The 12,987-nt window shown below is 31.0% G+C and carries 13 protein-coding genes; 9 read left to right on the forward strand and 4 right to left on the reverse strand.

Translation table 11 applies throughout. From position 1 onward, the window contains the following. Positions 1-8 precede the first annotated feature (8 nt). The 3 genes from IGJ27_RS12920 to IGJ27_RS12930 all read right to left on the reverse strand — a co-directional run bounded on the left by IGJ27_RS12920 (position 9) and on the right by IGJ27_RS12930 (position 2,928). Entirely contained in the window at positions 9-563 is a 555-nt protein-coding gene (locus tag IGJ27_RS12920; protein WP_181917037.1) for a tyrosine-type recombinase/integrase, read from the reverse strand. Between the two features lie 841 nt (positions 564-1,404). Next, complete coding sequence (locus tag IGJ27_RS12925) at positions 1,405-1,998, reverse strand: hypothetical protein (RefSeq protein ID WP_010738089.1); 594 nt, start codon at positions 1,996-1,998, stop codon at positions 1,405-1,407. Positions 1,999-2,010: 12 nt separating this feature from the next. After that, a complete protein-coding gene (locus IGJ27_RS12930; RefSeq protein ID WP_181917038.1) occupies positions 2,011-2,928 on the reverse strand; it encodes a ParA family protein in 918 nt (305 codons plus the stop codon). Positions 2,929-4,278: 1,350 nt separating this feature from the next. Here IGJ27_RS12930 and IGJ27_RS12935 point away from each other — a divergent pair. From IGJ27_RS12935 to IGJ27_RS12950, 4 genes are all read left to right on the forward strand, one after another. Next, positions 4,279-5,775 (forward strand): primase C-terminal domain-containing protein, encoded by a 1,497-nt coding sequence (locus IGJ27_RS12935; protein ID WP_181917039.1) that lies wholly within the window; start codon positions 4,279-4,281, stop codon positions 5,773-5,775. A gap of 189 nt (positions 5,776-5,964) precedes the next feature. Further along, a complete protein-coding gene (locus tag IGJ27_RS12940; RefSeq protein WP_174122402.1) occupies positions 5,965-6,270 on the forward strand; it encodes a type III secretion system protein PrgN in 306 nt (101 codons plus the stop codon). Positions 6,271-7,181: 911 nt separating this feature from the next. Further along, positions 7,182-7,421 (forward strand): hypothetical protein, encoded by a 240-nt coding sequence (locus IGJ27_RS12945; RefSeq protein ID WP_181917040.1) that lies wholly within the window; start codon positions 7,182-7,184, stop codon positions 7,419-7,421. Between the two features lie 93 nt (positions 7,422-7,514). Next, positions 7,515-7,799 (forward strand): hypothetical protein, encoded by a 285-nt coding sequence (locus tag IGJ27_RS12950; RefSeq protein WP_181917041.1) that lies wholly within the window; start codon positions 7,515-7,517, stop codon positions 7,797-7,799. Here IGJ27_RS12950 and IGJ27_RS12955 read toward each other — a convergent pair. Further along, on the reverse strand, positions 7,787-8,794 hold the full coding sequence (locus IGJ27_RS12955; RefSeq protein ID WP_181917042.1) for a hypothetical protein: 1,008 nt from the start codon (positions 8,792-8,794) through the stop codon (positions 7,787-7,789). The two genes, IGJ27_RS12950 and IGJ27_RS12955, sit on opposite strands and share 13 nt — an antisense overlap. Positions 8,795-8,946: 152 nt before the next feature. Between IGJ27_RS12955 and IGJ27_RS12960 the strand changes: the two genes are divergently transcribed. The 5 genes from IGJ27_RS12960 (at position 8,947) to IGJ27_RS12980 (ending at position 12,750) form a co-directional block, all read left to right on the forward strand. Further along, complete coding sequence (locus IGJ27_RS12960) at positions 8,947-9,228, forward strand: hypothetical protein (RefSeq protein WP_309597236.1); 282 nt, start codon at positions 8,947-8,949, stop codon at positions 9,226-9,228. Further along, on the forward strand, positions 9,229-10,743 hold the full coding sequence (locus IGJ27_RS12965; protein ID WP_181917044.1) for a peptidoglycan DD-metalloendopeptidase family protein: 1,515 nt from the start codon (positions 9,229-9,231) through the stop codon (positions 10,741-10,743). It abuts the gene before it with no gap. 248 nt (positions 10,744-10,991) lie between these two features. After that, entirely contained in the window at positions 10,992-12,047 is a 1,056-nt protein-coding gene (locus tag IGJ27_RS12970; RefSeq protein WP_181917045.1) for an FUSC family protein, read from the forward strand. Between the two features lie 197 nt (positions 12,048-12,244). Then, entirely contained in the window at positions 12,245-12,349 is a 105-nt protein-coding gene (locus IGJ27_RS12975; protein WP_010720548.1) for a DUF3789 domain-containing protein, read from the forward strand. A 38-nt stretch (positions 12,350-12,387) separates the two neighbouring features. Beyond that, positions 12,388-12,750 (forward strand): hypothetical protein, encoded by a 363-nt coding sequence (locus tag IGJ27_RS12980; protein WP_181917046.1) that lies wholly within the window; start codon positions 12,388-12,390, stop codon positions 12,748-12,750. Positions 12,751-12,987: the final 237 nt, after the last annotated feature.

Below are 12,987 nucleotides of genomic sequence, written 5' to 3' on the forward strand. Positions count from 1 at the left end.
TATCTAAATTATCCTCCCAATTTAAATCCACGCAACGAAGCACCTATCTCATCTTCGGTAATTCCGATATATCTTTTTGTAATTGCTTGAGAACTGTGATTGAAAATGAACATTAAGGTAGCAATGTCTTTCGTTCTCTTATAATAATGATACCCGAAAGTTTTTCGTAAAGTGTGTGTCCCTATATCTGTTCTTTCTAGCTTCTTGGCTACATCAGCATAGATTTGATACACGCGATCTCTAGTGATATGCCCTCCCTGCTGCCTGCTTGGAAACAACCATTCATGATCTTCTTTTCCTTCAGTGTAAATTGAAATTTCTTCTTTTAAATTATCTATAAAAATTGGCTTTCTCTTCCCTGTTTTTTGTTCGACAATTACAGGCTTATCTATTCCACAAATGTCCCCTACCCTAAGTTTTATAATATCAGACATTCGCAAACCATTATTTATCCCAAATAGAAACAAAAAGCTATCACGTTCAGCGTAAGTTGTTCTTCGTAGCCAGAATTGAAAATCTTGAATCTCTTCCATCGTTCGCAGCGGTTGAACATTATAGTTCAAATTGTTCACCTTCTTAAAAATATTCTGAGTTCTTTATTTTAGTTATATATTAACATAATCATAAACTGACAGATACTAAGATTTAAAAGTCAATAAAATCAATGAGATGAGTTTATGATTTTATATCATTTCAGTAACTCAGAATATTCTGGAAATAACAAACAAAAAAAGTGTTTTTTGCTTAGGAGCATTCTGAGCGCGTTTCAGTTTTTTTGTTGAAGGATTACCCAAATAAGGCCTTAAAATGTACGCAGATAAATTGGGATTTTAGTCAGCATTCTAATGGTTAAATTAGCCATTTTTTATGGAGTAAATATATAAGTAAATTTTGTCATAATTACAAAACATAGGCTAGTTTCCTACTTATAGATCAGTTTATATATTATCAATCAAGCTATTTTGATATTTAAGTAATCCAATAAAAAGGTAATAACATACTACCTTAATCTGTAATTGAGGTAGTATGTTATGTTGATTTAGAATCCAATTCGTCATAACATATTTGAAAAAATGGAGACTAAGGAATACTGCTATATTTTAAATATTATGGAAAATGAATAATCTACTACTTTAATTAATAAACTACTACCCTAATTGTGAATTAAAGTAGTAGTTTATTAGTGTCCATAGTATAATTTTAATTATTGAGGCTGAAAATCAAACAGATTTTTTAGCTATCCCTATAAGTTTTTACCAGGTACATTAATAGCAATGTTGGTAGCATTAAATATTTAAAGAGGTAGAGGATATTAAGTTATATACCATATAAAAGATCATATGTAATGATACTTCTAAATATGTATAAAGTACTACCCTAATTTGTAATTAAGGTAGTACTTTATCAATGTTTATAGTTCATCCCCCAACTATCATGTAGGAATGTTTCAGTCTCTTGTTCTATTTCTTCTACTGTGCGAATGATAGTACCATCTGTGTCTATTTCAGGAATTGTAGGTTTCTTTTTTCTAAATAATTCAATATCACGCATAACATTATTAAAAAGATCTTGTTTATCTTCTTGAGTCAAATGCTGCTTGATATACTCATCAAGTGCTTTTCTTAATAACTCATCCCTAGTAAGATTTGTTTCATATTTTTCGACCATTACTCTAGAGGTGGCGTTCAGTAGTGGTGATAGCTTCAGGGGCATTTGGGCAGAAAAAGAACGATCAAATTTTCTTATGGGAGCCCCTACCCCTTTTGACTTCTTAGGAGGAACTGTTTTTTTTGTTGGCCTTTTTGGTGATTGAACAGAATCTGTAACATTAACTTTTTGAGCTTCAGTAGTTTCTTTACTAGTAACAATGGCACTTTCACCAGCAGTTATTGAATCAACGGAAATTTTTTTCGATTCTTTTCTTGCAGCATTTCCAGCTCGTATTTTATTTAAACCTTTATTTGGCTTAAAGATACCTAGATCTTTTATATCAGCCATTGGATCCCCCTCCTACTCGTACCAAGTTTCATGTTCAACAAGTTCATCATATATATTAATAAAAAGTTCATGAGAACGTCTATCCCACTGTTTTAGCTTACCAGCTTTAGTCAATTCCATAGTTATTCCTGATCCATCATAACGTTTTAATCTTGCATTTTTAAGTACTACATTTTTCAATAGATGATCGCCGTAAATTTTTTGAGCCTCTGCATACATTTCTTGATCTACGGCATCTCCACTCTCAAGCATAAAAGGAATGACTCCAGCAACCTTTAAAGTTGTATCAAATTCATCAACAAAGAAGTCCATGTATTCTAAGTATTGCATAGCATTTCGCATAGATTTTACTTGTGTTTGCAAAACAACAATCGCGAAATCAGCTATATACATTGCGGATTTACTATAAACAGAAATTGAAGGTGGTACGTCCAGATAAATCACGTCAAATTCTTCTAATAAAGGTGCCAATCTTTTTTCCATGTAAAGAAGTTTATCTGAAGAATCTGAAAACTGGTCTTTGATCCAATCATCGTAAAGTTCAAAACTCATATCAGCTGGTAATATATATAGATTATCTACTACTTTATATACAGCTTTTTCTGGATCAACACGAGTATCCTTGACTACTAACTTATCCCAGTTGACTTTCCCATTTTTTTCCAATCCTAGTTCTAGAGGAGGCGTTCCAACAAGAACGTCAGTAATTGTATATTGATAATCTAACGGTTCACCATCTCCACCACCATCTTCAACTGGAAAATTCATATGGGTTAAACTCATAACATCTGAAGTATTCCCTTGCATATCTAAATCGATGATCAATGTTTTTTGTTTTTTTGCCACGGCAGATTCAAAACCTAACATTTGGGCGCAAGTGCTTTTTCCAACGCCACCTTTAAAGTTACCAATTACAAATTTTTTGGACAATCTCTATCACTCCTTTATCTATTATATACTACCTTTTTTAATATTATAACATACTACTTTAATTAAATCTATAAAAAATAATATGTACTACCATATTATTTTTAAATTATAAAATATATAAAGAAAGCTTGTTTCAAGACATAAATACGTAATGATTTAATAAATAAAGGTCATAAATAATAGTAATTATTTTTATCTACTACTTCAAAAAAAGTATATTATATACTACCTTAATATCTTTAATTAAATACTACCTAATATTTACAAAAAATTCTTTGGTAGTAATTAATTTTGTTTCTTACTAAATAAAGGTAGTAATTAATGTTTATTAAAGGTAGTACATTATTGAACATTATTTTCATTATAGTAGTATATAATAGATTAAATTAGTAGTTCGTAATTATAATAAAGGTAGTATGTAATAGGCAATAAAGGTAGTATATTATCCTATTATTAAAGGTAGTACTTAATTGTAAAAATAGGATTTTATTTATCAACTACAAAAAACAAGTAGCTACATTATATATGTAACCGTATTATTTAGAAAATATATGGGAAACATATGTAAAAAAATAAATACATATTACTTTAATGAATAGGAGAATTAAAGTAGCATGTATTATGTATTTAAAGTAGTAGATAATTGCTATTTGAACATATTTTGGTAGTAGATATTTCATTATAAAGGTAGTATATAATTAATTTAATCTGTTAGAAAGGGTAGTACATTAATGTATATAAAGGTAGTAACTAATATATAAATAGAATTAATTAAGGTAGTAACTATTTTTTTTTGAGAAGAAAAATACTTGTACATAATGTTATCTTCCTCTATTCTTAATATAAATATAAAAAGAAAATTGATATGTGGTTAAGAAGAATAACTTGCTATCGGTCAAGAAAAAGCTTTTTGACAAAAATATAAAAGAATATATTGAGCTATTTAGATGAAACAAATTTATTAGATAGTCAAAAAAACAAAGGCACTCAAAAAACTATTTACAAAGCATTATAACAAGTGCTATCGTTATAGATAAGAACAATTATAAAAAACAAAAAAAGAGACGGAAATAATTGACTTTGGTCGGATCAATTATTTCTGAATCACATGAACAGTACTCATGTGTTCGTGCTCGTCTCAATAAATAATTAAGTGGTCTCGCAAACCACTTAGTTGTTTTCTAAATGTACTTTAAGTATAGCACATTTAGTTCGAGCAGTTCAATAGATAAAGCGATATTTTTCTAGGTTTTTCTAGGAATTTAAGCCGAATATTGAAAGAGAACACAGAACAATTTTTAGAATTGACATGTGTTCTCTTTTTCAATACAATTCGGAGGAAATTTTAGGATGGAAAACTTAGATCAATGCTATGCAGTTCTGTTGAAACAAGGCATTCGTACATACAAATACCGAAACAGCACCATGAAGCCTGTTGGGTATGAGAATACCAGCAGGAATGGTGCAGTCTTTGCGTACCGCAGTAAACAATTGATGAACGCAGGACGTGGCATGGTTATTACGTCTGAAGAAGCGATTTTAGAAAATCAGTCAAAACTGACCCATTGGACACCAAACGTTTATTGCTATGGGACTTATGCAGATGAAAATCGTTCAGTTGTCAAAGGACACTCAGAAAAGAATTTAAGTCAAATCAATACCTTTGTGGTAGATATCGATTCCAAAGAAAACCATCAAGGAGAGATTTTCTTAGCTTGTGTAGATGAATTAGGGTATATGCCAACAATGATTTTAGAATCGGATCATGGCTATCAAGTTTACTTTGTGTTAAAAACACCTGCCTATGTGACGAAAAAGAGTAATTTTAAAGTCATTGAAGTAGCGAAACGTATTTCTACAACGATTCGGACACAATTAGCTAATCAGTTACCAGGTATCGATGTAGGTTGTAACCATTTTGGGATTGCTCGATTCCCAAACAAACAAAATATCGTATTTTGTGAGCTAGAAAATCAATATTCTTTTTCTGATTGGTTGAATTGGTCAATGAAAATGGCGTCTAACCAAAAGTCTGAAGCAGAAAAAAGTGCGAAATTGATTGTTTTTCCTGAGAAAAAAGAGTATCGACAAGTTGATGAACCATGGTTTGATTTGTTGCTACGAAAAGCAGATATTATCGGGGGAGAAGGTCGATTAGGACGGAATAACGTGATTTTTACACTCTCTTTAGCTTATTATTCTTCTGGTTATGGACAAGAGACCTGTGAGTATAACATGGTAGAGTTTAATGAACGCTTAAATGAGCCGTTGTCTGAAGGCGAAGTAAGAAAAATTGTTAAAAGTGCGTATTCTGGCAATTATCAAGCAGCCAATCGTGAGTTTGTTTTAGAATTATGCCAGGAATGGATCGCTTCAGACATTAAAGAAAGCGAGTTATTTATCCAACGTCGTGGGTGGTGGAAGTTCAAGAAACCACGTGAACAACGAGAATATAGTCATAAACATGAATGGCAAGAAGATATCATGCGCTATTTGAGCGAAAAAAGTGATCTTCGTATGCCTTATTTGAAACTGTCTAAAAAAGAATTAGCGGAACAATTGAACATGCCATTAAGAAGTCTAGATCGTGCATTAAGTGCCTTAAAGCAAGAACACAAAGTGTTCTACCATGTCAAAAAAGGGCGTGGTGGCGGACTTTTACTTGCTTCAGTACGTGTGTTAGTCGCAAGTTTGATCCAAGCGAAGAAAGACGAAAAAGAAGCCTATATTCAAGGGATCCTTGCGCAGTTTAAGCTAACCATCGATGAATGGACAAGCACCATTCAACAGCTTCTACCTGAGAAAGAAGCCCAAGAAATCAGGCTATTTGAAGTCGATACAGGTTGAAAAAATAAAAGACGCCAATTGCCTTTTACAATATATCTTTGATACTTTTAGGGGTTATTTTGTTCTCTTTAGTTATATCTGTGTGTATTGTGTATCTTGGTCTTTTGCTGTTTTTCTTTCTCTTGTTTGCTAGTTATATGCTATTATTGCGTATGTAATGATGGTTAGCTATCTGAAGGAGGGTTTTTTATGTCTATGAAGTTGTATGTGTACTCTCATGCAGTAAATGTATATATCTTGCGTTATTTGGGTATGCCAGTAGAACAATTCTGTGAGCTTTATGGGTTTAATCAAGGAACGGTGGCTAGTTGGGTAACAAGGGAGCGTTCGGTAGAGACGTTGCCTGCGTCGTTTATTTATGCTTTGTCTTTGGCTTCTAGTCGTAATATGGGAGAGATCTATGAGGAATTGTTAAAACTACAAGATGATTATTATCGCTATCGTGAGCGTGTAGGATTTAAGATGGGGAAGAAAGTGAAAAAACGCTTAGATTGATTTTTGATAAATTTTATTATATTACAATTATTACAAACAGAATTATTTATTATATTATAAATTGTCATTAGAAATTTATTAGACAAAATCATAATTGTTGGTTTTAGTTTCAAAATCGTAAATGAAAAAATCAAGGGTATTAATATGAACGCTTGTTCGTTTATGATTGTTATGCTATGCTATTTTTGTAAAGATTTTTACTGTTTTTTTAGTTTTTCAATTTGAACTAACTATTGCCTATTTAGGTTTTTATTAAATAGAGTAGCGGTTTAAATTTATTTATGAATAAATTATTTTATAAGTAAGGGAGGGGAAAGCTTGCTGTTATTGATTTTTTTAAATCTAAAAAAATCAATAGGATAAATTTATTTGCAGATTGTGGATGAATGTGTTATCGTTTTTATAGTAATTTTCAAATTAGAATGAATTTAAAAGTGAATATACTTTTTTTGTTGCGATGCGTTGCTGTGCAATGTAGAGCCCAACAAAAAAAGGAGTGGTTTAGAAATCTCGCTAAGAAAGAGCGCCAACTCTTTCAAAGGTCATAGATTTCTACCCCGACCGTTACCGGTAATAACGGTGCTACTCCTTTTTGAGTTACAGGTTTCCCTGCAACACGAACAATAATACCATAAAATTAAGTCAATGAACAATCTTGTATTTTATACTTGTTGTAGTTTTTTTTATTTTATGATGCAGTGTATCTAAAAATTTTTTTAGTTGTACTGTTGCTTTATTGTCGTGTTTTAAGCGAGATTCTGTAGTTAAGAAAGAGAGAGACTGTTATTGCTTCTTTGGAGGTAGTAGCTAGTTTCTCTCTTTTTTTGTTGGGTTCCATATTGTTCAACAACAAGTTGAACAATAATTGACAAAAGAATGGGTGGGTAACTCTTCTAAGGAGAGTGAGAAAAATGCTTACTAAATTTTTGAAAAAACATAATAAGAAAAAACAAATTGGAAATCGATTCAAAAATATCCATGAAAATTGTTACTTGGACATTAACAAAATGAATGAAAATTCTATAAATCATATTCATAATATACCAGAAAAAAAACGAGTTACTATGGGAAATAGCAGTTCATTGTTAGATAAAAAATTAAAAGAAGAATTAAAGAATAGAGAGGTTATTATTCTTGATTTGAAAAAATAATTAATAAAGGAATGGGTGATTAACTCTTCGTCAGATAATAAATAATCTCTTTTTTTATTTGCTAAAAATAAATTCAAGCAAAGGAGGTTTCTTATGGAGATAGTACAATGTGAATATTATAGAGATCTGTCATCCAATCATCTATATAAAGCAATTGGCAACCAGCCATTGCCTGATGAATACAGGGATAAGGAAAGTGAGGAATTTTATAAAAATTACTACTATTTTTTTGTGGTTGATCCAAAAGAAACTGATTTAAAAAAGCTGATGTTTCTTGATTATGTAGACACTAAAAAATTAGATTTAGTTCCTGCTACAAAAAAGGAAGTGGAGTTCTATAAAGCAATAGAACTCATACTTCAAAATCAAGAAATATAAATATTATAAAATAATTCATCACTAAAAGGATTAACAGCTATTTCTTCTTGAAACGAGCAAACATTTAAATAAATTGTTTCTTTTAAATCGTATTTCCAAAATAAAGGAAGTGTAGTATATACTTCAAAAGATGTTTTATTTTTGTTGATAAAGCTATCATAGATATCGGTATATTCATTTTGAATATATTCTTTTGAAATAAGCAATGAGGGATTGTATGTTTGTCCATTAGAGTGTGTTTTATACATTTTAAAAACTATTCTTAAAACTTTATCATTGTTTGTTTTTTTTAAATTAGCCAGTCCATAATAAATACTAGGATATTTTCTGTTTTTGAGGTTTTCAAGTAAATAGTTTTTATATATGGGTTTAAATAAAAATTTGATAGGGATAATAGCACCTGATGTTTGACGGATTATCTTAAATTCAGGATTGATTTTGTACATTTCAACATGATCTTGCAGTGTTTTTAAATGTTCTTTTGACGATTTTGTTGGTATTGTACAACTTTTATTTTGTTTTTTCGTATAGCAATTGGTTATATCATTGACTTCTATTTCATCGGTTCTAGTAGGTTCCTTTTCAGTTTTAGAAGTTTTTCTGGGAGAAAAACCATTTATACTTGATAAATCAGAAACTATTTCTTCAGATTTAGAGTATTTGAATTTTTCTTCATTTGAATCATTTTTTGAAGAAACATGATTATAGTTACTAGGATGATAATCGCAAGACACAATATGCTTATTTTCTGAAATAGACTGATTAACAAAGGTAGGGCTATTTTTACTATCTTTACTAATAGAACGACAAGTAATAGGGGCTGAGCAATTTTTAGTAGGACAAATAAAATTCCGTTTATCTAAGACATAGTGATCAAATAAACTTCTTGCAGTAAATGGTGATATAGCAAAATCCTCATGTAGATAAGAGTTATTTTTCAAGTGTTCAATTGCTTCTTTATCTGTAGGAATTGCTTTAGTAATTAAACGACTCATATCATTACCTCTCTTTTTTTATTTAATTTTATCATGAATTAAATTTATAGAAAATTTGAGAGAAGAAGAAAAAAATAAAGATTTTTGAAAAAAATATGAACTCTATTTATTATTGAAATATTTTGGTTAAAATGAAGGAGGGTAATGAAATAGTGAATAACAACTGTGATAACCAAGTTTCTCCTAACTTAAAAGAAGGAACTTGGCAAGTAGAAGATCATACGTTGTGTGAAGAATGTTCGGAAGAACTATTTTTCAAAATGAAGGATAACTACCATGAATTTTCTTTAAGTATATCTGTTGTTTTAAATTGTTTGTTTATTGCAGAAAAAGAAGGGTATGTTCCCCGACTACCAGATTCTTGGTGGGTTCAAATCCGACAAAAGATTCCTGCAGAAACTATATCGAAAGAAGGAAAGGAAGAAGATTTGTAGATGAAGAAAACAAGTAAACTATTGTCTGCTTTATTGTTATTAGGTCAAGTTATTGGTTATACTCCATCTGTCTTAGCAGACGAAGAACAATTAACTGTAGCGACAGAACAATCAACGACAGTGAATACTGACAATTCTACAACAGCTAATACAGATACAACTAAGGAAGAAACCACAACTGATTCTTCCATTGAACAACCGGAGCAAAAACCAAGTGAATCAACCGATCAATCTACTAATTCGACGACAGATAGTTCACAGACAACAGAATCTAAACCAGAAACAACTACTCCTGGTACGACAGACTCTAGTCAACCAGAAAATAATACGCAAGAACCTACTAAGCCTTCAGAAACGAAGCCTGTGGAACAGCCAACCACAAAACCAAGTGAATCAGTGAATCAAGAAGTGACACAACCAACAAAACCTGCGGAAGTCACTCCTTCACAACCAGTTTCGAAACAGCCTTCAACCACTGGACAAAATGCACAACCAAAAGCAGAAACAAAGGTACAAGCTCAAACTGTGCAAGAAGAGTCAAAAGCTTACCGTCAAGCACCAACTGCGCCCATTCAAGAATTAGTACCTTCTAGCAAACAGGATAATAAAGGAAACATTCATTTTGAAAAAGACGAGTCTGTCGAAAGTTTTATTCGTAAAATTGGCGAATCTGCTCGTAAAATTGGACAAGAAAATGATTTGTATGCTTCAGTCATAGTTGCTCAAGCGATTTTAGAATCGGCGAGTGGTCAAAGTCAATTAGCCCAAGCGCCGAATTACAATTTATTTGGTATCAAGGGTACACATAACGGAAAAGGTGTCTCTTTTGCGACACAAGAAGATTTAGGTAATGGGACACTTTATACTACTCAGGCAACTTTTAGACAGTATAAAAACTACGAGGATAGCTTAAATGACTATGCTCAACTATTGAAAGAGGGCTTAACAGGAAATAGATATTTTTACGATGGTGTTTGGAAAACGAATGCGAAAACTTATCAAGAAGCAACGAAATTTTTGACAGGACGTTATGCGACAGATACTAGCTACGATAAAAAATTGAATGGTTTAATCGAAACCTATGATTTAACTAAGTATGATAAAGAAGTAGCGGGTCCAAAATTAAATAAAAAAGGATATGCCGTTCCATTAAAGAATTACACGATTTCTAGTCCATTTGGTAATCGTGGAGGAGAATTTCATAGAGGAATCGATTTGGCAGCACCACAAGGCGAGCCAATCTACGCTAGCAAAGCAGGAACGGTTATTAAAGCAGAGTTTCACCCTTCATGGGGCAATTATGTAGCCATTGAGCATGAAGACGGTACAACGGCTTTATATGCGCATCAACAAGAATATCAAGTCAAAGTTGGTGACAAAGTAAAACAAGGACAAATTATTGGTTATGTTGGCTCGACAGGAAACAGTACAGGTAGTCACTTACATTTTGAATTATGCTTAGATCACAGTTTAAACCAATCACAATTGATTGATCCAGAAACAATCTTGTTCTAAGAAATATTCTAATATTGATTTTCTGAATAAGTTGAGTACAAAAATTATAAAAAGTTATGTTGAACAATTAAAAATTAGCAAAAGAAGTATGACGTATAGTAGTTTAGTTTGGTCGATATGAGAGATTTACGTAAGTGAAAAATTAATTATATAAGTATTCTCTATTTTCCAAAAAACTCTTACTTCAAGTATTTATAACTGCTAGATTTAGTTAAGTAATTAGCAGTATTAGTAAGGAGGTAGAGAGAATGACTTTTTATCAATTACTACAATTAGATCCTTTAATACTTAAGCAAAAAATAAAAAGTACAAAATCCAAGTATGATCGTAGAAAATATCTTTTATCCCTAGTTTTACGTTCATTTTTAATTGTTGGTTTTGCTATCTGTGTGATTGCTTTATCTACGAAGTTTTTTGGTGAATCCAATAAGTCATATGCTATTGTCTTTTTCTGTATGATGCTTAGTCTAAGATTCGTTGACTTTGGGTATAAATACGCTCAATCAATTTTAGGCTTGAGTGTTGTCTTTGGTGCTTTTTTTGTTGCACCATTTGTCCATTTATTACCACATTTTACTTTGCAAGTATTGTTGCACTTCCTTTTACTAGGAGGAATACTAATTGCTACTCTAAGTGATCCCAAAATGGGAAATCCGTCATTATATGGATTTTCTTATATATTTGTTGTTTATTCGACAATAACAGAACAAATAACGAAAAAATTATTGAATGATCGTCTTCTTTTCTTTGGTCTCTTTTTCCTTATATTTTGGTGGATAATTTATCACAATCATCGCAATAAGCACAAAAAAAAGACAATGTTCAATGCTTTAAAAGAAAAGAGTGTTTCATTGAAAATTTGGTTATTTTCCTATGTATTTTTCATTAGCTTATTATTGTCTGTTAGTCAGTATATATCTTTTGAACGATTCATGTGGGTTGGGTTTGCCTTTTCCTCTTTATTTGCGAGCTATGGATTTTCAATAATTGATTTGAAAACACGTGCAACCGATCGTTTGTTAGGCACAATTATTGGTATATTTTCTTTTATTCTATTAAGTATGTATTTACCAATTGAGATACTAAGTTTATTGGGTGGTATTTGTTTAGGATTTTGTTCAAGTTACCGTTATAAAACGGTTTTTAATTGTATTGGTGCGTTGACGATAGCTAGTCAGATGTATGGAATTCCTCAAACATTAGCAATGCGGTTTACTTATAACTTGTTAGGTGTAAGCTTAGCTATTTTGGGAATTTGGTTTGTAAAAATGTTATTAAATCAAAAAAATTGTGAAAGAGGCTAATTGATAAAAGAGCTTGCTCATATCATATAGTAAGTATAATAATTATTCTAATAAAAATAAGTATAGAAAATAAATTTATATTATTATCTTTTTATATAATTTATTTTTCAATCGCGCTTGCTTGATCCAAAAACAGTCTTATTCTAGGAAATAAGGCTGTTTTTATTTTGCTATAAAGGAAAGAAGGGAGGATTTATATGTTATTTTGTGCAGGTCTGTTTGTGGGTGCTATGTTTGGAATAGGAATCATGGCACTATTAGTTGCAGGAAAACAAGAAGATCAACAATGTGGAAGAGAATAAAAAACAAATTTATCTAATTTTTAGGAGGAAATTTTATTTTGAACAACCAAGAATCAAATTTATATCCTGTGAAGGATTTATTATTAGAAGAGAAAGATTATAATTTTTATGCCTATAGTAGAGACATTATCAAATCTCGTGTTTCAAGAAAATTGAGAAAGAAAAAGAATGGCATAATTGAAACTGAATATTGTTATTGCTTACCTGACAATGTTATTAAGAGTCAACCAAACTATCAAAAACAGTTGCCAAATGCTCGATATATTAAGAATTTGTGTATTTTAGATGATCGAAGAAATATCATTCAAGAAGTACCTATTTTGAGAGTGATTCAATCTCGAAGTGGTGCATTGAACTTTGGAATCGATCGACAAACTTTAACAGAAAAAGTGATGAAATAAACGATAAAAGATAAGTAGGTATTATTTGATTTTTAGAATTTTAGTTAGGAGGATGTTTCATTTGGAGAAATCAGATGAATTCAAATTGTTAATAGAAGAATTGCGAGAAGTAGTTAGTGAAGTACAACAATTGCCAGATTTTATTAAAGATTTGGAAAATCAACGAATAATCGGCAACAAATATAATGATTCAATGATAGACAAGGAAACAAATTATTTTGAGCTAATTGCGCATTT

The sequence above is a fragment of the Enterococcus sp. DIV1726a genome (assembly GCF_051710985.1).
Classification (GTDB): domain Bacteria; phylum Bacillota; class Bacilli; order Lactobacillales; family Enterococcaceae; genus Enterococcus_B; species Enterococcus_B hirae.